This is a genomic window from Paradevosia shaoguanensis (assembly GCF_016801025.1).
GTDB lineage: Bacteria > Pseudomonadota > Alphaproteobacteria > Rhizobiales > Devosiaceae > Paradevosia > Paradevosia shaoguanensis.
Genome location: NZ_CP068983.1, coordinates 1,401,863 through 1,425,478, shown reverse-complemented (window position 1 = coordinate 1,425,478; position 23,616 = coordinate 1,401,863). Strand labels below are relative to the sequence as shown.

General features: G+C 65.0%; 28 protein-coding genes. 14 read left to right on the top strand and 14 right to left on the bottom strand.

What is annotated here, in order from left to right; genetic code table 11:
- Nucleotides 1-55: 55 nt before the first annotated feature.
- Together JNE37_RS06615 and JNE37_RS06610 are read right to left on the bottom strand one after the other, a co-directional pair.
- Complete coding sequence (locus tag JNE37_RS06615) at nt 56-547, bottom strand: hypothetical protein (RefSeq protein ID WP_203065730.1); 492 nt, start codon at nt 545-547, stop codon at nt 56-58.
- 63 nt (nt 548-610) lie between these two features.
- On the bottom strand, nt 611-1,759 hold the full coding sequence (locus JNE37_RS06610) for a DNA recombination protein RmuC (protein WP_052015823.1): 1,149 nt from the start codon (nt 1,757-1,759) through the stop codon (nt 611-613).
- Between the two features lie 128 nt (nt 1,760-1,887).
- On the opposite strand from JNE37_RS06610, the gene def reads away from it, so the two are divergent.
- Genes def through truA form a run of 3 tightly spaced genes read left to right on the top strand, consistent with a single transcriptional unit; the run spans nt 1,888 to nt 4,098 of the window.
- The gene (gene def, locus JNE37_RS06605) at nt 1,888-2,406 is read left to right on the top strand and encodes a peptide deformylase (RefSeq protein ID WP_035036712.1); all 519 of its coding nucleotides are present in this window, start codon (nt 1,888-1,890) and stop codon (nt 2,404-2,406) included.
- Nucleotides 2,407-2,437: 31 nt separating this feature from the next.
- On the top strand, nt 2,438-3,361 hold the full coding sequence (gene fmt, locus JNE37_RS06600; protein ID WP_203065729.1) for a methionyl-tRNA formyltransferase: 924 nt from the start codon (nt 2,438-2,440) through the stop codon (nt 3,359-3,361).
- Nucleotides 3,361-4,098 (top strand): tRNA pseudouridine(38-40) synthase TruA, encoded by a 738-nt coding sequence (gene truA, locus JNE37_RS06595; RefSeq protein WP_203065728.1) that lies wholly within the window; start codon nt 3,361-3,363, stop codon nt 4,096-4,098. The genes fmt and truA overlap by 1 nt, the downstream gene beginning before the upstream one ends.
- Here truA and JNE37_RS06590 read toward each other — a convergent pair.
- The 6 genes from JNE37_RS06590 to JNE37_RS06565 all read right to left on the bottom strand — a co-directional run bounded on the left by JNE37_RS06590 (nt 4,092) and on the right by JNE37_RS06565 (nt 9,472).
- Complete coding sequence (locus JNE37_RS06590) at nt 4,092-4,661, bottom strand: hypothetical protein (protein ID WP_035036704.1); 570 nt, start codon at nt 4,659-4,661, stop codon at nt 4,092-4,094. The two genes, truA and JNE37_RS06590, sit on opposite strands and share 7 nt — an antisense overlap.
- An 83-nt stretch (nt 4,662-4,744) precedes the next feature.
- Nucleotides 4,745-5,923 carry a succinyl-diaminopimelate desuccinylase gene (dapE, locus tag JNE37_RS06585; RefSeq protein ID WP_203065727.1) on the bottom strand — a complete coding sequence of 393 codons (1,179 nt, stop codon included), beginning with the start codon at nt 5,921-5,923 and terminating at the stop codon, nt 4,745-4,747.
- Nucleotides 5,924-5,941: 18 nt separating this feature from the next.
- Nucleotides 5,942-6,493, bottom strand: coding sequence for a DUF805 domain-containing protein (locus JNE37_RS06580; RefSeq protein ID WP_203065726.1), 552 nt, complete (start codon nt 6,491-6,493; stop codon nt 5,942-5,944).
- 165 nt (nt 6,494-6,658) lie between these two features.
- Nucleotides 6,659-7,504 carry a 2,3,4,5-tetrahydropyridine-2,6-dicarboxylate N-succinyltransferase gene (gene dapD, locus JNE37_RS06575; RefSeq protein ID WP_203065725.1) on the bottom strand — a complete coding sequence of 282 codons (846 nt, stop codon included), beginning with the start codon at nt 7,502-7,504 and terminating at the stop codon, nt 6,659-6,661.
- A 7-nt stretch (nt 7,505-7,511) separates the two neighbouring features.
- Nucleotides 7,512-8,435 carry a DUF817 domain-containing protein gene (locus tag JNE37_RS06570; protein WP_203065724.1) on the bottom strand — a complete coding sequence of 308 codons (924 nt, stop codon included), beginning with the start codon at nt 8,433-8,435 and terminating at the stop codon, nt 7,512-7,514.
- A gap of 77 nt (nt 8,436-8,512) precedes the next feature.
- Nucleotides 8,513-9,472: an SMP-30/gluconolactonase/LRE family protein gene (locus JNE37_RS06565; RefSeq protein ID WP_182398631.1), complete on the bottom strand. Its 960-nt coding sequence runs from the start codon at nt 9,470-9,472 to the stop codon at nt 8,513-8,515.
- 133 nt (nt 9,473-9,605) lie between these two features.
- Between JNE37_RS06565 and JNE37_RS06560 the strand changes: the two genes are divergently transcribed.
- Entirely contained in the window at nt 9,606-10,490 is an 885-nt protein-coding gene (locus JNE37_RS06560; protein WP_052015817.1) for an LOG family protein, read from the top strand.
- On the opposite strand, the gene JNE37_RS06555 is transcribed toward JNE37_RS06560, so the two are convergent.
- Together JNE37_RS06555 and JNE37_RS06550 are read right to left on the bottom strand one after the other, a co-directional pair.
- On the bottom strand, nt 10,462-11,166 hold the full coding sequence (locus JNE37_RS06555; RefSeq protein ID WP_035036692.1) for a pyrimidine 5'-nucleotidase: 705 nt from the start codon (nt 11,164-11,166) through the stop codon (nt 10,462-10,464). The genes JNE37_RS06560 and JNE37_RS06555 overlap by 29 nt on opposite strands.
- Nucleotides 11,167-11,188: 22 nt before the next feature.
- Complete coding sequence (locus tag JNE37_RS06550; RefSeq protein WP_203065723.1) at nt 11,189-11,332, bottom strand: hypothetical protein; 144 nt, start codon at nt 11,330-11,332, stop codon at nt 11,189-11,191.
- Between the two features lie 157 nt (nt 11,333-11,489).
- On the opposite strand from JNE37_RS06550, the gene JNE37_RS06545 reads away from it, so the two are divergent.
- From JNE37_RS06545 to JNE37_RS06535, 3 genes are all read left to right on the top strand, one after another.
- On the top strand, nt 11,490-12,089 hold the full coding sequence (locus JNE37_RS06545; RefSeq protein ID WP_035094108.1) for a TetR/AcrR family transcriptional regulator: 600 nt from the start codon (nt 11,490-11,492) through the stop codon (nt 12,087-12,089).
- An 83-nt stretch (nt 12,090-12,172) separates the two neighbouring features.
- A complete protein-coding gene (locus JNE37_RS06540; RefSeq protein WP_203065722.1) occupies nt 12,173-13,123 on the top strand; it encodes a hypothetical protein in 951 nt (316 codons plus the stop codon).
- A 66-nt stretch (nt 13,124-13,189) separates the two neighbouring features.
- Nucleotides 13,190-14,692, top strand: coding sequence for a DHA2 family efflux MFS transporter permease subunit (locus JNE37_RS06535; protein ID WP_203065721.1), 1,503 nt, complete (start codon nt 13,190-13,192; stop codon nt 14,690-14,692).
- Between the two features lie 35 nt (nt 14,693-14,727).
- On the opposite strand, the gene JNE37_RS06530 is transcribed toward JNE37_RS06535, so the two are convergent.
- Complete coding sequence (locus tag JNE37_RS06530; RefSeq protein ID WP_203066464.1) at nt 14,728-14,886, bottom strand: hypothetical protein; 159 nt, start codon at nt 14,884-14,886, stop codon at nt 14,728-14,730.
- Between the two features lie 11 nt (nt 14,887-14,897).
- The gene (locus JNE37_RS06525) at nt 14,898-16,127 is read right to left on the bottom strand and encodes an FAD-dependent monooxygenase (protein ID WP_203065720.1); all 1,230 of its coding nucleotides are present in this window, start codon (nt 16,125-16,127) and stop codon (nt 14,898-14,900) included.
- A gap of 54 nt (nt 16,128-16,181) precedes the next feature.
- On the opposite strand from JNE37_RS06525, the gene JNE37_RS06520 reads away from it, so the two are divergent.
- Nucleotides 16,182-16,661 carry a MarR family transcriptional regulator gene (locus JNE37_RS06520; protein WP_202050247.1) on the top strand — a complete coding sequence of 160 codons (480 nt, stop codon included), beginning with the start codon at nt 16,182-16,184 and terminating at the stop codon, nt 16,659-16,661.
- Between the two features lie 23 nt (nt 16,662-16,684).
- Here the strand turns inward: JNE37_RS06520 and argB are convergent, their stop codons facing one another.
- On the bottom strand, nt 16,685-17,578 hold the full coding sequence (gene argB, locus JNE37_RS06515; RefSeq protein ID WP_035036686.1) for an acetylglutamate kinase: 894 nt from the start codon (nt 17,576-17,578) through the stop codon (nt 16,685-16,687).
- A gap of 148 nt (nt 17,579-17,726) precedes the next feature.
- On the opposite strand from argB, the gene JNE37_RS06510 reads away from it, so the two are divergent.
- The 4 genes from JNE37_RS06510 (at nt 17,727) to JNE37_RS06495 (ending at nt 20,686) form a co-directional block, all read left to right on the top strand.
- Nucleotides 17,727-18,272: a sigma-70 family RNA polymerase sigma factor gene (locus JNE37_RS06510; protein WP_203065719.1), complete on the top strand. Its 546-nt coding sequence runs from the start codon at nt 17,727-17,729 to the stop codon at nt 18,270-18,272.
- Nucleotides 18,269-18,985, top strand: a complete 717-nt coding sequence (locus JNE37_RS06505; protein ID WP_203065718.1) for an anti-sigma factor — start codon at nt 18,269-18,271, stop codon at nt 18,983-18,985. The genes JNE37_RS06510 and JNE37_RS06505 overlap by 4 nt, the downstream gene beginning before the upstream one ends.
- A gap of 343 nt (nt 18,986-19,328) precedes the next feature.
- Nucleotides 19,329-19,832: a peptide-methionine (R)-S-oxide reductase MsrB gene (gene msrB, locus JNE37_RS06500; RefSeq protein WP_203065717.1), complete on the top strand. Its 504-nt coding sequence runs from the start codon at nt 19,329-19,331 to the stop codon at nt 19,830-19,832.
- A 143-nt stretch (nt 19,833-19,975) separates the two neighbouring features.
- A complete protein-coding gene (locus JNE37_RS06495; RefSeq protein WP_203065716.1) occupies nt 19,976-20,686 on the top strand; it encodes a type 1 glutamine amidotransferase in 711 nt (236 codons plus the stop codon).
- Nucleotides 20,687-20,692: 6 nt separating this feature from the next.
- Here JNE37_RS06495 and JNE37_RS06490 read toward each other — a convergent pair whose 3' ends face one another.
- Complete coding sequence (locus tag JNE37_RS06490; protein WP_035036674.1) at nt 20,693-21,526, bottom strand: prephenate dehydratase; 834 nt, start codon at nt 21,524-21,526, stop codon at nt 20,693-20,695.
- A 229-nt stretch (nt 21,527-21,755) separates the two neighbouring features.
- Here JNE37_RS06490 and JNE37_RS06485 point away from each other — a divergent pair, with 229 nt between their 5' ends.
- Both JNE37_RS06485 and JNE37_RS06480 read left to right on the top strand, forming a co-directional pair.
- Nucleotides 21,756-22,577 carry a c-type cytochrome gene (locus tag JNE37_RS06485; RefSeq protein ID WP_203065715.1) on the top strand — a complete coding sequence of 274 codons (822 nt, stop codon included), beginning with the start codon at nt 21,756-21,758 and terminating at the stop codon, nt 22,575-22,577.
- A gap of 54 nt (nt 22,578-22,631) precedes the next feature.
- Nucleotides 22,632-23,597, top strand: a complete 966-nt coding sequence (locus tag JNE37_RS06480) for a 2-hydroxyacid dehydrogenase (protein ID WP_203065714.1) — start codon at nt 22,632-22,634, stop codon at nt 23,595-23,597.
- The last annotated feature ends 19 nt before the right edge of the window (nt 23,598-23,616 follow it).

Below are 23,616 nucleotides of genomic sequence, written 5' to 3'. Positions count from 1 at the left end.
ACTAGACCCGCGCAGGGGCCGGAGGGAAGCGGCCATTGCCGCGCCCCAAAAGCGGCTAGTGGTCGTGCCCGCGCTCGGGGCGGAAATCGTCGCCCTCGTCCCACTCGGTCGGGTCGAGCACCTCGTCATCCCCGTATTCGGCTTCCTGCTCGTCGAGCGAAACCAGCGCGTCATCGTCCGGCGAGAGCACCTCGTGATGCGCGGTGGGGTCCTGGTCGAAGGTGCGGGTAGGGTCGAGCTCGCCCATGTCCTCGCCCGCGCCCTCGCTGTCTCCATCCGCTTCGAGCTGCACGATGGCGCCCTCGATCTCGCTCAGCAGGCCCTTGGGATCGTCGAGCCCGAAATCGCCCGGCTCGCGGGCGCGCAGGTCGTCGCGGATCTCGCGCAGCCGCGCCAGCCGCTCGGCGACCGGGCGGTCGCCATACATCAGGTCCTCGATCTCCGCTTCGCTCACGGGATAGGCGAAGCCGGGCAGGCCCTCGTCATCGTCGCCGTCAATGCCGGTATCCTGGGCGAGCACCTTGCCGCCCTCTCTGATCTGGGTCATGGCCGTGGCTCCCATGAAGATTGCGATCTCCACGGTAACGCGGCAGCGGGAGCGAAGTTTCAGCTATTCGCCGGCCAATCGCGGCGTGGCCTCGTCCAGTTCGAGCGCATCGATCTTCTCGCCGCGCCGGGTCACCTTGCCGGTCGAAACGAGGATGTCGCCTATGTCGTTGTTTGCCTGCTGGAAATGCGTCTGGAGTTTTCGCACGCGCTCGTCGAGCCGGCCGACATCGGTCAGCAGGTCGCGCACTTCCTTCTGGATCAAATGTGCCTGCTCGCGCATCCGCACATCGCGCAGCAGCGCCTGGATCACCTGGATGGAGAGCATGAGCAGGGACGGCGACACGATCACCACCCGGTGGCGGATGGCGCGCTGCACCAGGTCCTCGAACTGCTCGTGCAGGTCCGCGAAGATGGATTCGGAGGGCACGAACATGAACGCCGTGTCCTGCGTCTCTCCGGCGATCAGGTACTTGTCCGAGATCGCCCGCACATGGGTGGTGATGTCGGTCTTGAACTGAGCCTTGGCGAGCTTGGCCTCGTCGTCATTGGCCGCCGCCTTGAGCCGCTGCCAGCTCTCGAGCGGAAACTTGGCGTCGATGACGAGGCGCGGCGCGTCGTTCGGCATGTAGATCACGCAGTCCGGCCGGCTGCCGTTCGATAGCGTCGTCTGGAAGGCATAGCCGTTCGAGGCCAGCCCATCGGCGATGATCGCCTCCATCCGCCCCTGCCCGAAGGCGCCGCGCTGCTGCTTGTTGGAGAGGATCGATTGCAGCGAGACGATCTCGCCGGAGAGTTCGGTGATCGTCGATTGCGCCCGGTCGATCACCGCCAGCCGCTCATGGAGCTTGGAAAGGCTCTCCTCGGTCTTGGTCCGCGTCTCGGCCATGGCCTGGCCCATGCGCTGGCTGGTCGAATCCAGCCGCTCGTTGACGAGCCGCGCCAGGTCCGAGGTCCGGCTGCCGAAAATCTCCGACATCGTCTGCATCCGCCCGGTCATCTCGTTCTGGATGCGCATCATGTCGGCCAGGTGCTTTTCCATCTCCTGGCTGCGGTTGATGGCCAGTGTCGCTTCCTCCGCGCGCTGGCGTCCGGAGCGGATGGAATTAACGAGGAGAATGACGAGCAGCAGCGCCGTCAGCGCCACCGCGGCCGCGATGGCGTAGCTGAGGGTGACCGGAACGTCGCCGAGGGTAAAGAGGACCATATCCATGCGACGGACATTAGCGCGATTCGTCGCAGAAGTGTTCCCCTCTTGTTCCGCAGCGTTCAACCAGCCGGCAGTTGACCGGGGGCACAGAAAATACCATATCGGGGGCAATCGCTGAAAAGGACCACAAGATGGCCGTTCGCCCCATCCTGATCATCCCCGACGCGCGCCTGCGCGCCATCGCCGAGCCGGTCGAGGAGATCAACGACGAGATCAAGACGCTCGTCAAAGACATGTTCGATACCATGTACGCCGCCCCCGGCATCGGCCTTGCCGCGCCGCAGGTGGGCGTGCTCAAGCGCGTGGTCGTGATCGACCTCGCCAAGGAAGACGAGAGCCCCGATCCGATCGTCATGATCAATCCGGAAGTCATCGAGTTCGGCGACGAAACCGTCGTCACCGAAGAGGGCTGCCTTTCGATCCCCGAGCTCTATTACGAGGTCGAGCGCCCGGCCGACATCAAGGTCCGCTACATGGACCAGGACGGCAAGATCGTCGAGCGCGAGGCCTCCGATCGCCTGGCCATCTGCATGCAGCACGAAATCGACCACCTCGATGGCGTGCTCTATATCGATTACCTCTCGCGCCTCAAGCGCGACCGCGTGATCAAGAAGTTCGACAAGGCCGCCAAGCGCGCCACCGCGAACTAGGCCAATTGTAAACCGGCAGAGGGGCGTTTCCATGCGCATCATATTCATGGGGACGCCCGACTTCGCGGTTCCGACCCTGACCGAGATCGTCGCCAACGGCCACGAAGTGGTGGCCGTCTATACGCGTGCACCAAAGCCGGCCGGTCGCGGGCAGGAAGAGCGCAAGTCGCCTGTCCACCTCGCCGCCGAAAATTTCGGGATTCCCGTCTTCACCCCACGCTCGCTCAAGGGTGCCGAGGAGCAGGGCGTCTTCGCGCTGCACGACGCCGATGTCGCCGTCGTCGTGGCCTATGGTCTGCTGCTGCCCAAGCCCATCCTCGATGCGCCCCGCAATGGTTGTCTCAACCTTCACGGCTCGCTCCTGCCGCGCTGGCGCGGCGCTGCACCCATCCAGCGCGCGGTGATGGCGGGCGACCCGCGTACCGGCGTCATGGTCATGCAGATGGATGAAGGCCTCGATACCGGGCCAGTCGGCCTCGTCGACGAGATGCCGATCGGCCCCGACATGACCTCGGGCGAACTCCACGACCGCATGATGCTCATCGGTGCCGACCTCATGGTCCGCGCCCTCGCTGCGCTCGAGCGCGGCAGTCTCCATTTCACGCCGCAGGCTGCCGACGGCGCCACCTATGCCAGCAAGATCGAAAAGGCCGAGGCCCGCATCGACTGGAGCCGGCCGGCCCAGGACGTCCACAACCACATCCGCGGCCTCTCGCCCTTTCCCGGCGCCTGGTTCGAGATCGAACTCAACGGCAAGCCGGTCCGCGTCAAGGTCCTGCGCTCGACCCTGGGCGAAGGCAGCGGCCCCGCCGGCACGGTGATCGGGGACGATCTTACCATCGCCTGCGGCCAGGGCGCCGTCCGGCTGATTTCGGTACAGCGCGAGGGCAAGGGCGCCATGGACGCCGCCGCGTTCCTCAGGGGGACGGGCTCGCTCATCGGCAAGGCGGTCTGATGGCGCGCTACAAGCTCACCATCGAATATGACGGAACCCCCTTCGCCGGCTGGCAGCGGCAGGCGGGGCAGATGTCGGTGCAGGAAGCCATCGAAACGGCCATCGCGCGCTTTTCAGGCGAGACCGTCGTCATCCAAGCCGCCGGCCGCACCGATAGCGGCGTCCATGCCCTCGGTCAGGTAGTAAGCTTCGATCTCTCGACCGAGCGCGATCCCTTCCGCGTGCGCGAAGCGCTCAATTTCCACCTCAAGCCCCATCCGGTCGCCGTCGTTGCGGCCGAGGCCGTGGGCGGGGACTTCGAGGCGCGCTTCTCGGCCCTGGCACGGCATTACGAATACCGCATTCTCAATCGCCGCGCGCGTCCGGCGCTCGAAGCCGATCGCGTCTGGCACGTGGCCGTGCCGCTCGATGCCGACGCCATGCACGGGGCGGCCCAGCTCATCCTCGGCCAGCACGATTTCACCACCTTCCGGGCGGCCGAGTGCCAGGCCAAGTCGCCTGTCCGCACGCTCGATATCCTCACCGTCTCCCGACAGGGCGAGCATGTGGTGATCTACGCCAAGGCGCGCAGCTTCCTCCACAGCCAGGTGCGGTCCATGGTCGGCTCGCTCAAGCTCGTGGGCGAAGGCAAGTGGCAGCCATCAGATTTCCGCGCCGCGCTCGACGCGCGCAACCGCGCCGCCTGCGGGCCGCTCGCGCCGCCCGAAGGGCTCTACCTCACCCAGGTCGATTACTGAGCGAGAACCGCTGCCGCCGTTTCGGGCGGGACGGGAAGCGAGAGGCCGACGATGAGCAGGCCGATGCTGCCGGCCACCAGTTGCGCGATGAGGAAGATCGCGATCTGGAGCGGCGCCAGCGTCACGATAAGCCGGGCGATGTTGATCTGGACGATCAGCATGGTGATGCCGACCACGATGAGGAAGATATCCCCGCCGAAGCCGAGCAGCGCCAGGATCGCCGTGATGACCGAGAGGAAGAACGTCGCCCAGTTCTCGGCCACGAGATAGGGCACGAACCCGTCGAGCCGCTTCATCTGCCGCAGCGCCAGGGCGGCGAAAGCCACCTGCAGCGCAAAGGCCAGGGCCGAGGTGATGATGATGCGCATCACCGAACCGCCGGGCGTGAGGCCGATCAGCATGGGGAGGTACGCCGAGAAGGCGGTCGCCACCAGGATGGCGATGAAGCTGCCCACCAGGCCGCGCTGGCTGAAATCGAAATACTGCGACGCCACCCGATTGCCGACCAAAAGGAAGGCGCATCCGCGGGCGGCGGCAACCATTTCGTCGATGATGGTCGTCATGAACGGACTCGTTTCGCGGGGTGCAGAACAGGACTTAATGGCCGCGGCCCGATTGGGCAAGGGCGACCAATTGTCGTTTTCTCTCAGTCGTTACCGGAAACGAACCAGGCCGCGATGAAGCGGGCGTAAAGATCGGCGAGTTGGCGCACGTCCGTGACCAGCACGTTTTCGTCGGCCTTGTGCATGGTCGCGCCGGGCAGGCCGAACTCCACCACCGGGCAGTAGGAGGCGATGAAGCGCGCGTCCGAGGTGCCGCCGCCGGTCGACAATTGCGGGCGGCTGCCGGTCGCCGTCTCGATCACGCCGGCCAGCGTTTCGACGCCGCCGCCGAGCGGGGAGAGAAACGAGCGCGACGGGCGCCCAACGCGCGAGAACGCGATCTCGCAGCCCTTGGCCTCGACCGAGGCGATGCGCCCGGCGATCCAGTCGCCGAGGCTCTCGGGCGTCCAGAGGTCGTTGAAGCGGATATTGAACCTGATCGTGCCGCGCGCCGGAATGACATTGGTGGTCTGGTTGCCGACATCGATCGAGGTCACCTCGAGGTTCGAGCGCGGAAAATGCTCAGTCCCCTCGTCGATCGGCGTCCTCGACAGCGCCGTCACCAACCCCGCCACCACCGGCAGCGGATTGTTGGCCTTGTCGGGATAGGCCACGTGCCCCTGCAGCCCCGTGACCACGATCTGCCCGTTGAGCGAACCGCGCCGGCCCACCTTGATGCTGTCGCCGACCGTGGCCGTCGCCGAGGGCTCGCCCACGATGGCGAAATCGAATTCATGACCCTGCGCCCGCGCCCAGGCGATGAGCTTTTCGGTGCCGTTGACGGCATCGGCCTCTTCGTCATTGGTAATGGCGAGCGCGATCGTGCCCTGGTCGGCCGGGCCATCGGCAATGGCCGTCTCGACGGCGGCGACGAAAGCGGCGATGCCGCTCTTCATGTCCGCCGCCCCACGGCCGAAAATGCGGCCGTCGCGGATTTCCGGCGCAAAGGGAGAATGGGTCCAGTCGCCCATGTCGCCGGGCGGCACCACGTCGGTGTGCCCAGCAAAGAGCAGGCGCTTGCCGCCCGTGCCGCGAATGGCGAAGAGGTTGCCCACGGGGTAGGAACCGTTGCCCTCAAAGACCACGCGGGTGGTCGCAAAACCCAGCGGCGCGAGCACCGCTTCGAGTACATCGAAGACGCCGGCCTCGGCAGGTGTCACCGAGGGGCAGGCGATGAGATCGGAAAGCAGCGGGACGGGATCGCCCTTGGCACGTGCGGACATATCCCGTCTCCTTTGCGATCAGGCGGTAGCGGCCACGCCGCCGAGCGGATCGGGACCATACTGGTTGGCGCCGTCGGTCCCCTTGAGGAAGCCGAGCACGACCAGCAGGTAGATCGCGAAGATGCCGATGACGGCCGAGAGGATCATCATGGTCACCGTCGGGGTCGGCATCGCGATGCCGTTGACCTCGGTGGTCGTATAGCCGAAGCCGAAGGCCTGGACGAGGAGCATGATGAGGGTCAGGGCAAAGTAGACATAGACGTCGTTGCCCGAATTGTTGCGGTCATGTCGGCGCTTGATCGCGATGGCCAGGCTCGGAACGCCCAGGATCACGAACATGATGAGGCTGCCCCAGGCGGCCGAGCGCGTAGCGGCGTTCATCGCCTCAGCAAAGGCGGCCGGATTGGCCGGGTCGAGCGCGGCGACATTGGGCATGATCCCCAGCCCGACGAGCGAGAGGATGATGCTCAGCACGATGGCGCCGATGATGATGCCGATCACGCCCATCCAGTAGGTCTTGCGCGAGATGCGGCCAGTGAAGCTCGTATAGAGCGGAACGAGATTATCCATGAAGTCCCCCGATTGAACGGACGGCGCCCCTCGCGCCGTAACTGAAGTGTTAATGTATGCATGACTGCGCCGCCAGAGGCGACGGTCTAAGGCAATGTCATTGCTAGGGAAAAGCTGCAATTCGGCCTCACCTGGGCGAGGCCGAACGATGCAGGGGCCAGGCGCTTAGTCGCGCAGCAGCTCGTTGATGCCGGTCTTGGAGCGGGTCTGGGCGTCGACGCGCTTGACGATGACGGCGCAATAGAGGTTCGGGCCCGGCGTGCCGTCGGGGAGCGGCTTGCCGGGGAGGCTGCCGGACACCACGACCGAATAGGGCGGCACCTTGCCGATATGGATTTCGCCGGTGGCGCGGTCGACGATCTTGGTGGAGGAGCCGATGAAGACGCCCATCGAGATCACCGAGCCTTCGCCCACGACCACGCCTTCGACCACTTCCGAGCGCGCGCCGATAAAGCAATTGTCTTCGATGATGACCGGGCCGGCCTGCAGCGGCTCGAGCACGCCACCAATGCCGACGCCGCCCGAGATATGGACGTTCTTGCCGATCTGGGCGCAGGAGCCGACCGTGACCCAGGTGTCGACCATGGTCGATTCATCGACATAGGCGCCCAGGTTCACGAAGGACGGCATCAGCACAACGTTCCTGGCGATATAGGCCGACTGGCGGACGATGGCGCCCGGCACGGCGCGGAAACCGGCTTCGCGGAAGCGGCTCTCGGTCCAGCCGTTGAACTTGGAGGGAACCTTGTCCCACCAGACCGAACCGCCCGGGCCACCCTCGATCACCGCCATGTCGTTGAGGCGGAAGGAGAGGAGTACGGCCTTCTTAAGCCACTGGTTGACCTTCCAGTCGCCCTGCGCCTGCCTTTCGGCCACGCGCACCTTGCCGCTGTCGAGGAGGGCCAGGGCCTCGACCACGGCCTCGCGCACCGGACCCTTGGTGTCGAAATTGATGGTGTCGCGGGCGTCGAAGGCGGTTTCGATGGTGGCGGCGAGATCGGCGTAGGACATTGAGCTCTCAATCGGTCACGGGCTGCTTTGGGGAGCGGACATTAACGCCGGGGGTCGGCAAGTCAATGCGGCGTTGCGCGCCATAGTCCGGCTGGCGCGGCCGATGCACCCAGGTAACCAGCACCACCGAGATGATCATCAGCAGAAACCAGGAGCCCAGCTTCTCGAAGGCGACCGGCGACCATCTCTCCGCCTGGCCCGGATAGACCCAGGCCCGCGACCAGGTGCCGATATTCTCCGCGATCCAGATGAAGAGCGCCACCAGCACGAAGGCCAGCAGCATCGGCATGCGGTGCCAGAAGCGGAAGACGCGATAATGCATCATTGTCGGCAGGTAGAGCACGACTGTCGCCGCGAACAGCAGGTAGCGCAGGTCGTGGAAGAAATGGTGCGTGAAGAAATTCACGTAGATCGCCAGGCACAGCACCACCGTCGTCCAGAAGGGCGGGTAGCGGTTGAAGCGGATATCGAAGATGCGCTGGATGCGCGTCATGTAGGAACCGACGCAGGCATACATGAAGCCCGAGAACAGCGGCACGCCGGCAATGCGGAAGAAGCTCTCCTCCGGATAAACCCAGGAGCCGGCACCGGTCTTGAAGATCTCCATGATCGTGCCGACCACATGGAAGATGACGATGACCTTGGCCTCATCGAGCGTTTCGAGCTTGAAGGCCAGCATGCCGATCTGGACGAGCACTGCTGCGAGGAACAGGAAATCGTAGCGCGCCAGCGGCATGGCCTCCGGCCAATAAAGGCGTGTCGCCAGCATCAGGCCGAGCATGATGCCGCCGAAGAGGCAGGCCCAGGCCTGCTTGAGGCCGAAGACCAGGAATTCGATCAGCGCTCCGGCAATCCCGTTCGCCGGCAGGCGTTCCAATACGCGATGCGCGGCCGCGTCGATCCGCGCCTCGAGCGAAGTGTATTGCGCCAAGAAAAACCCCTCCGATGCCGGGGCAAGGGAGGGGGAACAGTTGCGCCAAATTAAGGCGGCGCCAGGAGACAACTGGATTAGTTGAGGTCGACCATCGTGATCGCGTTCTGCTGGTTTTCCGGCACGATGACGCGGTTGCGCTTGGCGTCGTAGCCGATCGAAGCGGGGGTGAAGACCTGGTCGACCAGCAGTTCGGCCTTGCCGCCCGGCGGGATCTTAGCCAGGTGGTTGGCGCGCAGCGAGGTGGTGATCTTGGTGCCGTCCGCGAGGATCACCAGGCCATCGGCCAGCGATTCGAGGCCGTTCTCGGTCTTGGCGACCTGGCCGTCCGGCGTATAGGTCAGGATTTCGGTATTGGCGAGCAGCACGACCACGATGTTGCCATCGGGATCGAACGCGATGCCGTTCGGGCGCTGCAGCTGGCCGCCGCGGGCGAAATCGGAAACCTGGCCATCGGGCGTGATCTTGTAGATCGCGCTGGCATCCGGATTGTCGTTGCTGCCCGAGTCGGTCACGTAGACGGTGCCGTCATCGGTCACTTCGAGGTCATTGAGGAACACGGCGCCGTCGACCTTGACCTCGCCCTTGGGCTCGCCGGTCTTGATGTCGAACATGCGCACGGTGTCGATGTCGGCAAGGTAGAGCATGCCGTGGTTGATGTCCGAGCCGCGCGGATCGTTGAGCGTCACGCCCATCTTGTCGTTGCCCTGAATCCACTTGAGCGTGTGGACCGTGCCGTCCGGGTTGACCAGCGACACATAGCCGTCATTGGGGCGCAGCGTGTTCGAGGTGCAGGGGCTGACCACCACATAGAGGTCGCGCTCGGTATCGACCGAAACGCTTTCCGCGCCGCAGAAGGAGCCGAAGGTTTTGACATTGGGGCGGACCGGCAGCGGTTCGCCCGCCTTGAACGGCTCGGTGGCCGCCGGCGCTGCTGCGGGAGCCGCCGGCTGGGCGGCAGGCGCAGCCTGCTGGGCCATGGCTGGGGTCAGCAGGAGGCAGGCGCTGGCAAATGTTGCAGCTGCAAGGGTCTTCATCACGATTCCTCTTCGTATGATGCGGGCCGATCGCCCCCACCTTGCCTCAACCGAACCTCAGGATGGCCAATGTATGCCATTGATCCTTAACCGGCTGGTGCGACCATCATTTTTCGAAGAATCGGAGAGTTACATGCCGACCAAACGCCGCCGCCACAGCCCGCTTCGCAGCTCGGTGGAGGACATCACGGCCAGCCGGCGCGTCCCCAAGACCGCCCAATCCTCCTCGGAGGCCTACCGGCTGGCTTTCACCGACGAGGTTTTCATGACCTCGGAGGAAACGCGCGGCGTGCGCTTCCAGCTCGAATACATGAAGACCGAAATCCGCCTCAAGGAGCGCAATATCCGCTCGACCGTGGTGCTGTTCGGCGGCGCCCGCATCCCGGCGCCCGGCAAGCCGGCCTGGGCGGCACGCAACGCCATCCAGAAGAAGAACCTCGAGGCCGCCTCGATCTATTACGAGGAAGCGCGGCTCTTCGCCCAATACGCTTCGCTCACCTCCCAGGCCCTCAGCTACCGCGATTTCGTCGTCGTCACCGGCGGCGGTCCGGGCGTGATGGAGGCTGGAAACCGTGGTGCGGCCGATGTCGGCGCCCCCTCGATCGGCCTCAACGTCGTCCTGCCGCATGAGCAGGCCCCCAACGCCTACGTCACGCCTGAACTGAGCTTCCTCTTCCACTACTTCGCGACGCGAAAGATCCACTTCCTGCTGCGCGCTCGCGCCGTCGCCATCTTCCCGGGCGGCTTCGGAACCATGGACGAGCTTTTCGAGGCCCTGACCCTCATCCAGACGGGACGCATGGAGCGCATCCCGCTGGTGCTCTTCGGCAGCGCGTTCTGGCACAAGGTCATCAACTTCGACGCCCTGGTCGAAGCCGGCACGATCGCGCCCGAGGACATGTCGCTGCTATCGGTGGTCGATACCGCCGCCGAAGGTTGGGACGTGATCCGGCAGCACTACAACCTGCCGGAAGTCACCCTGCCTGCGCCTAGGGGAGATTCCGCAGGAACGTCGTAAGGCTGCTGGTGATGTGGTGCACATGGGGACCGCCCGCATGGGCGAGTTCCCATGGGTCGACGCGCTCGTCGGCATAGCCTTCCGAGGCGATGACCTGCACCGTCGCCATCCCCGACTGGTGCGGCACCAGGAGGTTCTTTTCGAGATCGTCGAACATGGCCGCCCGTGCCGGGTCGATGCCGTGGGTCGACAGGAACGCGTCATAGGCCGATTGATGCGGCTTGGGCGTATAGTCCATCGCGCAGATATCGAAGATGCCGTCGAATAGGTCCTCGCCGCCGAGGCGCGAGAGCACCGAGCGGGCATGGCCGCTATCGGCATTGGTGAGGATGAACTTGCGGCCCGGCAGCCCCTTGATGGCGTCGATGAGGTCGGGATGGGCGGCGACCGGCGAATAGTCGATGGCATGCACCGTCTTGAGGAAGTGCTGCGGATCGACCTTGTGGCGCTGCATCAGCCCGTTCAGCGTCGTTCCGAAATCCCGGTAATAGCCCTTCTGCAGTTCGCGCGCGGCGTCGAACTCAAGCTGGGTCACTTCCATCACATAGGCGGTGATGCGCACGTCGATCTGCGACCAGAGATTGCACTCGCGCGGATAGAGCGTGTTGTCGAGGTCGAAGACCCAGTCTGAAACGTGAGAGAGCGAGCGGATTGCGGGGGAGGAATGTTCGGTCATTCCCCACCATATAGTGCAATTCCTAAAAGGTTTCACCTTCGCTCTGGACGACCGGCCGCGCATTGGCGCCGCTCAGCGTCGGGAAGGCGGTCGCGGCCGCCAGCAGCAGCAGGGCGGCGATGGTCACGCGCAGGGTGAGCGGAATGTGATGGCTTTTGCGTCGCATGGTTGGCCTCCAGGATTCGACCCTTCCGCCCTACGCCCGGAGGGGGCGCGCAGCAACGATATCCTTAATACGAGGTTAACGCCCTACACTCCCAATCAATCACTTGATTGAGGCAAGGGGCAGGTCTATACGAAGCCGCTCAGCAAGCGGACCTCTCATGACCGATATCCAGGCGGCACCTCGCCGCGAAAGCACCGAGGAGCGTCGGCGCGCCATTGCCATGGCCGCGCGGCAACTCATCATCGAGAAGGGGTTCGAGGGTTTGCGCACGCGTGACATTGCCGATCGCGTCGGCATCAACATCGCAACGCTCCACTATCACGTGCCCAGCAAGGAGGCGCTGATCGCGCTCGTCGCCGAGACGATCCGCGACGAGTTCGCCGAGCAGGGCCGTCGACGTCCGCGTAGCCACCTGCCGCCGCTGCGCCGGCTTGAAATGGAGTTCGAGGATTTCCGCGAGACGGTCGAGCAGACCCCGGACCTCGTCGCCATCTTCTCGGAAATGCTCGATCGCGCCCGGCGCGATCCGCATGTCGACGATCGCATCTCCCCGATCCATGCCTTCTGGGTGCGGCAGCTCGAAGAGATCTTCGCCGATGGCGTCGCCGACGGCACCTTCCGCGCCAATCTCGATCCGACCGCGCAGGCGCGGATCGTCACCGGGGCGCTTGGCGATTTCTGGGGACGCTCGCCCAACCAGCTCTCTGCCTTCGACGCCATGGCGGCCGAGATCGTGCGCGGCGTGGTGCGGGCATGAGTGCCATGCAGTCGCGCCACCACATTTCGGCCACGCTCCGCGCAGAGGCCTCGCCGGCTGTTTCGGTCGGAGATTCCCCTTTCATGAAAGTCCTGTTCTGCGCGCTCGCCTTCACGCTTTCCGCCGGTACCGCGTTCGCGGCGCCCGCCAACTATCTCTATACGAGCGCAGGCGAACTCGAGGGGCTCAAGGCCATAGTCGAACGTCCCGACATCGCAGGGGTGCAGGTGGTCTACAACTGGCGCCGGCTGGAGCCGAAGCAGGGCGAATACGATTTTTCCGCCATCGACGCTGACCTCGCCATGGCCGACGCGCTGGGCAAGAAGCTCTTCATCCAGATCCAGGACCGTTTCTTCTCGCCCGACGCGCGCAACCTCCCTGCCTACCTCCTCGAAGGGCCGCAATATGGCGGCGGGCTAGTGCCGCAGATGGACAATCCGGGCGAGGGCAAGGCCGAAGCCTATGGCTGGGCCGCCATGCAGTGGAACGAGAACGTCCGCGCCCGCTACCAGGCCCTGCTCAAGGCGCTGGGCGAAAAGTTCGACGGCAAGGTCGAGGGTATCAACCTGCCCGAGACCGCGATCGATATCGACATGAAGGCGGAAGCCGAAAAGAGCGGCTTTTCCTGCGATGCCTATTTCGCGGCCGAACTCGAAAACCTGGGTGTCGCCCGCGAGGCGTTCACCCGGTCCCATGTCGTGCAATACGTCAATTTCTGGCCGTGCGAGTGGGAGAACGACCACAAATACATGAGCCGGCTCTTCGAGTTCGCCAGCGCCAATGGCGTGGGCCTGGGCGGGCCGGACATCATCCCCTATCGCAAGGGGCAGATGAAGAACTCCTACCCGTTCTTCAACCAGTACAAGGGCAAGCTCGATTTCGTGGGCATGGCGGTGCAGGAGCCGACCCTGACCTACAAGAACGAGAAAACCGGCAAGCCCTTCACCAAAGACGAATTCCTGGCCTTCGCGACCGATTACCTGGGCGCGGATGCCGTGTTCTGGAGCGCGCAGACGCCCTGGCTCCAGCCCTGATTTCGATGCCGCGCGGCCTGACGGCCGGCGCGGCATCGCCACCAAACCACTAGTTACGGAACAATCATGTCCCAACCCAATTTCGGACCCCCGCTGGACAAGGCCTCGGCCGACCCGCGCCGGTGGGTCGCCCTGGCGGTGCTGCTGCTCGCCAGCTTCATGAACCTGATCGACGTCACCATCGTCAACGTGGCGCTCCCGAGCCTCCAGACCAATCTGGGCGCGGATTCGAGCCATATCGAATGGGTGATCGCCGCTTACGTCCTCGCCTTCGCCTTGGGCCTGCTGCCCTTCGGGCGTTTGGGCGATATCGTCGGTCGCAAGAAGATGTTTCTCTGGGGCGTCTCGGCCTTCACCCTGGCCTCCGCGCTTTGCGGCCTGGCGCCGACCATCGAGGCGCTGATCGGCGCTCGCGCCCTCCAGGGTATCGGCGCGGCGATGATGACCCCGCAGGTGCTGGCCATTGCCCAGGTCACCTTCCCACCGCAGGAGCGTGGGCAGGCCTTCTCGCTCTTCGGGCTGGCCTCCGGCCTGGCTTCGGTCTGCGGACCGATCCTGGGCGGTGTGCTGATCTCGATGAACGTGGCCGGCCTCGACTGGCGCCCGATCTTCCTCGTCAACGTGCCCTTCGGTATTCTCGCCGTGGTCGCCGGCACGATGCTCATCCACGACGTTCCGGGTAACAATACCCTCAAGAACGACTATGTCGGCATCGGCATCTTCGGTGTTTCCATCCTGCTGCTGGTCTATTCGCTGATCGAAGGCCGCGCCTTCGGCTGGCCGGTCTGGATCTTCGGCATGATGGTCCTTGCCGCCATCGGGCTCGCGCTCTTCACCCTCTGGGAGCGCAACCGGGCACGGGTCGGGGCGCCGCAGCTCCTCAATTTCGATCTCCTCACCAACCGCACCTACATGCTGGGCGTCCTCACCATGACCATCTATGCCTCGGGCATTCCGGGCATGTTCATGGTGATTTCGCTGCTGTTCCAGGCCGGCTTCGGTCTCACCCCGCTCGAATCGGGGCTCACCAACACCCCGTTCTCGGTCGGCGTGCTGCTGATCTCCTTCGTGGCCGGGCGACTTGGGTCCAACTATCTCAAGCGCCGCATGGCAGTGGCCGCATTCATGCTGATGATCGGCATGATCTGGCTGCATTTCATCATGACCGGCCTCGTCGATAGCATCGACCGCTGGGCGTTCATGCCGCCGCTCTTCATCGCCGGCATGGGGCTTGGCCTGGGCTTCTCCTCGCTGTTCCAGGCTGTGCTCTCGGGCGTGCCGCATCGCGATGCCGGCTCGGCGTCGGGCGCGCTCCAGGCCTTCCAGCAGGTGGGTGGCGCGCTGGGCGTGGCGCTGGTCGGGCAGATCTTCTTCTCGACCCTCGAAGGCTCCTTCGCTGCCGGCGCCGTGCCGCATTCGGCCTTCGCCGGTGCCGCCGCGACGGCCATGTACTACCAGATCGCCTCGTTCGGCCTGGTGCTGCTCCTCGTGCCCTTCCTCAGGGTCATCAAGCAGCCCCATCAGGGCCAGGCCAAATCCTCGCCGCCACCGGTCGTGGTCGAGGCCTGAAACGAAAAGGGGCGCCGCTGGCGCCCCTTGCATTTTCAGAACCCGACAATCGCGAAGCGGGCCAGCAGCGCCGCCACGCCCAGCGCCACCAGCGCGAAGCCGAGGCCGACAGGGGAACCCCAGCCGTACGAGGTCAGCGCCTTCTCGGCATATTTCCATTCTTCGTCGCGGCTGAGCGGCTTTTGCTCGTGCATCATGGTCTCCATCATTGAACGGGTTGGGTAAGGGGAAAGCGATCGGCGCGGAAGGCGAAGAGCCGCGACTGGGCTTTGGCCGCCATCGGCATGACCAGCGGCAGGATGAGATCGCGCAGCCGTAATTGCAGCCAGCCCTGGGCTGACTTCTGTCCGCCCGCCGCCCGCCCGACCCGGATCGCCGCCTGGCTGCGCTCCTGGCGCAGCGCGAAAAAGCGGGCAAAGGCCGCCTCGATGGTCTCGGCATCATCAAGCAGGGCCGCAAGCACCACCGCATCCTCGATGGCCATCGACGCGCCTTGCCCCGAATGGGGCGAGACTGCATGGGCGGCATCACCCATCAGCAGCACCCGGCCGCGTGACCAGCGTGCGAGCTCGGGCATGTCGAAGATGGGATAATGCCGCTCGATGGCCGGCACCGCGGCCATGATCCGCGCATTGTCGAGCGGGTCATCACGATGCAGGTCTTCCATGAAGCGGGCATAAGCCTTGGGGTCCGCCGGCTGCCCGACGGCATCGATCGGCGCCGGATAGCTGTTGAACCACATCACTGGCTGGCCCGGCTCGGCGATGTAGCCGAAGAAGCCGCGCCGGCCGAATGTCATGTTCATGAGGCCGTTGGTCGAGGCGACGTCCTCGACGTCGATGACGCCGCCCGTGCCGATGAGACCGGAATAGAGCGGCTGCGGCAGTTCCGGGAAGAGCCGGCGCCGTATCGGCGAACGCAATCCATCGCAGGCGATCAGTGCGTCGTATTGCATGGTGTCGGCCGAATGCACGGCAACGATTTCTCCCGCCGCTTCGACGTCCTCGATGCCGTTGCCCGACCTGATCTCGACCCCTGCCGCGACCGCCGCATCAAGCAACAAGGCGCCCAGCGCGCCACGGCGAATGGTGACCGAGGGCGCGCCGAACTTCGCGCGGTGCGCGCTGTAATCCACGACCGCCAGCCGACGTCCGTGTTCGTTGAAGAGCGCAAGCCCGGAGGTTTCCAGGCCCGCTTCGATTACGCCTTCCGCCAGGCCGAGCGCGCGCAATGCGTTGATGCCGTTCGGCGCCAGAGTCAGAAAGGCACCCTCGCTCCGGATCTGCTCGACCGGCTTCTTCTCGTAAATCACCGGAGCATAGCCGCGGCGGCTGAGTGCGACCGCCAACGCCAGACCGCCAATACCGGCACCGGCAATGGCGATCCGGGTACGCTTGGTTTTCGGGCTTGCGGAAGCAGGCTGAATGACGGACATTTGTGCAACCATCTAATGATTAGATGATCGAATAATTAGATTGTGGAAGTATAGATGTCAAGGGACTCCAAGTCCGCCCTGATCGAGGCGCTCGGCGAAGTGGTGGTACGCTGGCAGGATGCGACGCAACGGCACGACGAAGCGGTGGGCGAGATCTTCGGTCTCAACCCCGCCGAACGGCTCTGCCTGAGTTTCCTCTGGGATGGACCGAAGACTGCCAGCGCCATTGCGCGCCACACGCGGCTGACGCCCGCGGCCGTAACGGCGCTGATCGATCGGCTGGAAAAGCGCAGCTTCGTGCGGCGGATGGCCGACCCTGGCGATCGTCGCAAGGTGTTGGTCGAAGCGGGCGAGGAAGCGCGGCGCGTGACCGAGGAGGCCTATCTGCCGCTGGGCGTGGCAGGAGCGGAACTCCTGGCGAAATATTCGGAAGCCGAGCTCAGGATCGTCAGCGAAGTGCTCAGCGAGTCACTGCGGTTGCAGGAGGACATGACGCGGCAATTGCTGGCGCGCCATGGCAAGGGCGAAAGCTAGGGGACGAAGCGTCCCCCAAGAGGTCAGCCGCGCACGATCAGCGTGCCGGCGCCATGCTCGGTGAAGAGCTCGACGAGCACCACGTGCGGGGTCTTGCCGTTGAGGATCACGACGCCCTCGACGCCATTGTCCAGCGCTTCGAGGCACGTCTCGACCTTGGGGATCATGCCGCCCGAAATCGTGCCGTCGCGGATGAGCGCCTTGGCTTCCGAGACCTTGAGCTCGGGTAGCAGCACGCCGTTCTTGTCGAGCACGCCCGGAACGTCGGTCAGGAACAGCAGGCGCTTGGCGCCGAGCGAGCCGGCGATGGCGCCGGCAAAGGTATCGGCATTGATGTTGTAGGTCGCCCCGTCGCGCCCCGGCGCCACAGGAGCGATGACCGGGATCATCTCCGAACGGGCCAGGAGGTCAAGGAGCGTGCGGTCGACTTCGACCGGCTCGCCCACGAAGCCGAGATCGAGCACGCGCTCGATATTGGAGGTCGGATCGATGATGGTCTTCTGCGCCTTCTTGGCGAAGACCATGTTGCCGTCCTTGCCGCAAAGGCCGATCGCCCATTCGCCCTCGGCATTGATGAGGGCCACGATCTCCTTGTTGATCGAGCCGGCCAGGACCATTTCCACGATTTCCATCGTGCGCTGGTCCGTCACGCGCAGGCCGCCCTCGAACTTGCTCTCGATGCCCAGGTTCTTGAGCATCGAGGCGATCTGCGGACCGCCGCCATGGACGACGATCGGGTTCACCTTGGATTGCTTGAGCAGGGCGATATCGCGGGCGAAGGCCTGGCCAAGCTTGGCATCGCCCATGGCGTGGCCACCATACTTGACCACGACCGTCTTGCCTTCATAGCGCTGCATATAGGGCAGCGCCTGGGACAGGATGGCCGCGTCGCGGGAAAAGGATTCGATATCGGGCATTGATCGTTTGGTCTCGGTCATGACGCGTGAAGCTATAGCGGATTCCGGTGGGCAGGAAATCAGTTTTGCTGCAACAGTGCGTGCTAACTTTACAATTTCTGATCGCCGCGGATAGGCAGCGCATGCGACCACCGCTAAGGTTTTCCCCATGGCAGGCCAAAGCAGCGACATTGCGGACCTGATCGCGCGGGTTGCCCTGCGCGACCGGGCGGCATTCCAGGCGCTTTATGGCGCGACCAGCGCGAAACTCTTCGGGGTGACGCTGCGTATCTTGAGAGACCGCGCGGAAGCCGAAGAAGCCCTGCAGGAAGTCTATGTGAAGATCTGGCAGCGCGCCGACCGCTATCGGGCCGGCAATTACAGCCCGATCAGCTGGCTGGTGGCGATTGCCCGTAACCATTCGCTCGACGTCCTGCGCGCCCGCAAACCCGTTTCCGATGACATCGAGGCGGCCTTCGACCTGGCCGACCAGGGGCCGGACCCGGAGGCGGCGGCCATGGCGGCGGGCGAGCGCGCGCAGATCGAGGCGTGCCTCGACGAGCTCGAGGTCGACCGGGCAGGCGCGGTGCGCGGCGCCTATCTCGACGGCTATTCCTACGAGGAGCTGGCCAGCCGTTATGGCGTGCCGCTCAACACAATGCGAACATGGCTGCGGCGCAGCCTGATGAAACTGAGAGAGTGCCTGACCCGATGAGCGACCCGCAGGAACATGATGACGGCCCGGACGAGGACTCTGTCCTCGTGGCCGAATATGTTCTGGGCCTGCTCGACCCGGAAGAGCGGGAAAAGCTGCGCGTGCGACTGGTTGCCGAGCCGGAACTGCGGCGCGAGCTCGCCCTCTGGCAATCGCGGTTGGCCCGGCTGGATACCGAGTTCGAGGAAAAGCCCGCGCCCGAGCGCACTTTGCCGGCCATCGAGGAAAAGCTCTTCGGCAAGCCGGCGCGCAGCCGTCACGGCCTCTGGGAAAGCCTCACCTTCTGGCGCAGCCTCGCCGGCGCGGCGGCATTGGTCGCGATCATTGCCGTTGGCACCAATTTCCTGCGCCCGCCCCAGCTTTCGCCGAGCGAACTGGCCATGCAGCTGGTGGCTGCGCTCGAGGACCAGGGGAGCGGGGTGTCGTTCGTGGCGCTCTATGACGAGCATTCGGGCATGTTCAAGCTCACGGCCCTTTCGGGTGCGGCAGTGCCGGACAAGGATTTCGAGCTCTGGATGATCGGTTCGGACGGCAAGCCCGTCTCGATGGGCGTGGTGCCGATGTCGCCCATGGAAATGCCGGTGCCCGACGACATGAAATCGCACTTCACGCCGGGAACCATGCTGACCGTGACGCTGGAGCCCAAGGGCGGTTCCCCGACGGGCGATCCGACAGGGCCGGTAGTGGCCAAGGGCGAGGCGACGTTGATTTAGGAGCGCCGCTCTCGAAGTGAGGCGCGATCGGTATCGGCCACTGTAATTCCCTGGTCGGAGAGCCGGGGTCCACGGATTTCTCCACTCGCGTTGATGGGGGCAATGGGCCCCGGGTCTTCGCCCGGGGAAGTTCGGTGGTGGGGAGGGGAGCAGATGGCATCCCGCGCCGAGGTCCATCCAGCCGAAACTTTCCCGGGCCAGCTTCCGTTGCTTTACCAATCCCGCAACGAGCCTCCGCCTCACCGAGTTTTGACGTGCGCATCGGCTTCGCGCGGACCTAGACTGAACATCAACGAGCGTGTTCGCCTCTTGGGCTAGACGCTCACCCGGAAAGGCAAGGAATATGTCCTATAACCGACGTTCGGTTCTGCTGGGTGGAAGCGCCGTGCTGGCGCTGGGGGCGGCTGCCACCTTTTTCCGTCCCACTTCGGCCACCCGGGCCGCCGAAGGCACGTTCGAGGTCACGCTGACTGATGCCGAATGGCACAAGCGCCTCAACGACAAGCAATACGCGGTGTTGCGCGAGGAGGCGACGGAGACGCCAGGCTCCTCCCCGCTGCTCTACGAACACCGCGCCGGCACTTTTCATTGCGCCGGCTGCGACCTGGCGCTCTTCGATTCCGCCACCAAGTTCGAGAGCGGCACCGGTTGGCCGAGCTTTTACCAGCCGCTCGAAAACGCGGTGGGCGAAACCACCGACACCTCTTTCGGCATGACCCGCACCGAAGTCCATTGCCGCCGCTGCGGCGGACATCTGGGCCATGTCTTCGATGACGGGCCGCCGCCCACGGGCCTGCGCTACTGCATGAACGGGCTGGCCCTCACCTTCACGCCCTCCAACGCTTGAACCTCCGACCTGGGAGGTCCCCCTAGGCCTCCTCCCCCTGCCGCAAGGCAGGGGGTTTTCTTTGCGATGCGCAGGGTGCAAAACCGGATTGCGGCGGGCAGGGCTTGGCTTTAGGACGAAAGCGCTCCATCTCGATGACTGCCATGAAGATCACGATCATTCAGACCGGCGAAGTGCCGGTGAGCCTCCGCCAGGATTTCGGTCCCTATCCCGCCATGTTCGAGCGCATGTTCGCCCGGGCCGGTCACGACTTCGCCTTCGAGACCGTTCCGGTCTTCGACAGCGCACCCATGCCCGATGCAGCTTCGCTCGATGGCATCGTCATCACCGGCTCGGCCGCCGGGGTCTATGAAGACCATGCCTGGCTCGAGCCGCTGCGCGGCTTCATCCGCAACGCCTATGACCTGCGCACGCCGATGCTGGGCGTCTGCTTCGGCCACCAGATCATGGCCGACGCGCTGGGTGGTGATGTGCGCAAGTCGGAAAAGGGCTGGGGATTGGGGCGGCACGTCTATGGCGTGCGCCAGCGGCCGGCCTTCATGAACGGCGCGCCGGACCTGCTCGCCGTCGCCTGCTCGCACCAGGACCAGGTCATCGTTCCCCCGGCAGAGGCCGAGGTTATCCTGGCCTCCGACTTTACCCCCAATGCCGGGCTGGCCTACCGGAACGGCGCTGCGCTCAGCTTCCAGCCTCATCCGGAATTCGATGACGACTATACGCTGGCGCTGGCCGAGCTGCGGCGGGGCAAGGCGCCCGACGCGGTCGTCGATGCAGCGATTGCCTCGGTCGAGCGGAAATCGGACAGCGCCGAGGTGGCGCGGTATATCGGGGCGTTCTTCGAGAAAGCGGCTTAACCTGGCTTACGAAGCGACCTTCGCGGAGGGGTAGACGCCCAGGACGCGGAATTCGTCGGTGAAGAACTGCAGCTCTTCGAAGGCGAGCTGGACCGAGCGGTCACTCGGATGGCCTTCGATGTCGGCGTAGAACTGGGTGGCGGTGAACGAGCCGTCGAGCATGTAGCTTTCGAGCTTGGTCATGTTGACCCCGTTGGTCGCAAAGCCGCCCATGGCCTTGAAAAGGGCCGCCGGGACGTTGCGCACGCGGAAGACGAAAGTAGTCTTGATCTTGTTGCCATCGGGCGCCGGCACCTGTGGGGTGGGCGAGACGACGAGGAAGCGCGTGGTGTTGTGCGCGGCGTCCTCGATGTTCTCGGCCAGGATATCGAGGCCATAGACTTCGGCGGCATAGCGCGAGGCGATAGCGGCCACCGACTTGTCGCCGGCCAGCGCCACTTCGCGGGCGGACCCGGCAGTATCGCCGCCATTGATGGTCTTGAGCTTGTGCTCGCGGATGAAGGTGCGGCACTGGCCGAGCGCCACCACCAGCGATTGCACGGATTTGACGTCTTCCAGCCGCGCGCCCTTGACGCCGAGCAGGTTCATCTCGACGCGCAGGTAGTGCTCGCCGATGATGTGCAGACCGCTCTGCGGCAGGAGGTTGTAGATGTCGGTGATGCGCCCGTAGAGGGAGTTTTCGACCGGGACCACGCCGAAATCGGCGGCGCCGCTCTGTACGGCGCTGATCGTGTCCTCGAAGGTCACGCAGGGAACCGCCTCACCCTGGGGGAACAAGGCATGGGAGGCCGCGTGGCTGAAAGCCCCGGGTTCACCCTGGAACGCGATTTTCTGTGACATCGAAAGACTCTGAGCTCGTTTGCGCGCTCTATTTACGCCGCGCAGTCCTCAAGTCAATCTTGCCGCCGCCAAAGCCCCGAAATGGACGGCTAGGCGGTTGCTTCCCTCGGGGGATAATACTATGGTCCGCCCGCTGCGGGACAGGGCTTGAGACGCGTTACTATCCAACGGGCTCTTGAGGTGTGCCGCCAATCGTTTATACCGGCGGAAAACCTATAGAGAGCCCGCAATGGATTCGTTTCAATTCAACAAGATCGCCGGCGCCGTTCTTGGAACGCTGCTGTTCGTGATGGCAACCGGTTTCCTGGCCGAGGCGATCTATCATCCCATCGAAGAACGTGGCCCGGGCTACGCCCTGCCGGAACCGGCAGCCGGTGAAGCCGCCGGCGGCGCTGCCGCCACAGCCGAGCCCGAAGTCTCGCTGGGTACGCTGCTCGCCGCCGCCGACGCCACTGCGGGCGCCGCTGCCGTCAAGAAGTGCCAGTCCTGCCACGACTTCTCCGAAGGCGGCCCGAACAAGACCGGCCCGAACCTGTTCGGTGTCGTCGGCCGTCCGATCGGCAGCCACGAGGGCTATACCTATTCCGCCGGCATGGAAGAGCACCACGCCAAGGGCGACGTCTGGAGCTTCGAGAACCTCAACGCTTTCCTGACCAACCCGAAGGGCTTCACCCCGGGCACCAAGATGAGCTATTCGGGCGACAAGGAAGCCAAGGATCGCGCCAACATCCTGGCCTACCTGCAGACGCTCTCCGCTTCGCCCGTGCCGTTCCCGGCTCCTGACGCCGCTCCGGCCCCTGCCGCCGAAGCTCCGGCCGCCGGCGCCCCGGCTGCCGAGGCTCCTGCCGCCCAGCCGGCAGCACCTGCTGCGACCGAGACCCCGGCCCCGGCCGCTCCGGCTGCCGAAACCCCGGCTCCGGCCGCGACCGAAACTCCGGCTCCCGCCGCCACCGAGACGCCTGCCCCGGCAGCAACCGAAACTCCGGCTGCGCCCGCCACGCAGGCTCCGGCGACCGAGACCGCTCCGGCCGCTCCCGCCGCCACCAATTAAGGTCTCTTCGAGACTTGCCGTTTTCATCGAGCCGCGCCCCCCGGGGTGCGGCTCGTGGTTTTTGAGGGGACCATCCACCACATGCTGCTGCTGCACCTGTCCGACGTCGACGAAGCCAATTGGGCGCTCAAGTTCCGCGAGGCGCTGGGCGATTATCCGGTGGTGCGGCGCGGCGACGATTTCGACCCGGCCGACATCCGCTACATCTTCGTTTGGAAGCCCAAGCCCGATGCCTTCGACGGCCTGACCAACCTCAAGGCCGTGCTGTCGCTGGGCGCCGGCGTCGATGCGCTGCTGCGCCATCCCAAGCTGCCGCGCGACGTGCCGATGGTGCGGTTCATCGATGAAGACCTCAGCCAGAAGATGACGGACTACGTGGTGGCGCAGGTCACCATGCATCACCGGCTCTTCACCCGCTACCAGGCCGACCAGAAGGCGCGGCGCTGGGTGCAGCTCTATCCGCCCGCCGCCTCCGAAAGCGTGGTCGGCATCATGGGCATGGGCGTGCTGGGCCAGCACGCCGCCGAACGGCTCAAGGCGCTCGGCTTCACCCTGCGCAGCTGGAGCCGTTCGCCCAGGAGCGTCGGGGGCGTGGAAGGCTTTGTCGGCGAGGCGCAGTTCGACGCCTTCCTCGGCGGCACCGACATCCTCGTCAACCTGCTGCCGCTGACCCCGGAAACGCAGGGCATCCTCAACTACGAGACCTTCAGCAAGCTGCGCCGCAAGCTCGACGGCGGCCCGGTAGTCGTCAACGGCGCCCGCGGCGGCCACCAGAAGGAAGCCGATATCGCCAGGGCGCTCCGCGACGGCACCCTGGGCGCAGCGAGCCTCGACGTCTTCGAGGTCGAGCCGCTGCCGGCCGAGAGCCCGCTCTGGGATATCCCCAACTGCTACATCACCCCCCACATCGCCGCGATCTCCAACGAGCGGACGGGCGTGAGCTATTTCAGCCGCATCCTCAAGGATCACGAGGCCGGCAAGCCGCTGGTGAACGTGGTGGATTTTTCGCGCGGGTATTAGGGAGCGGATGCCCGTTCAC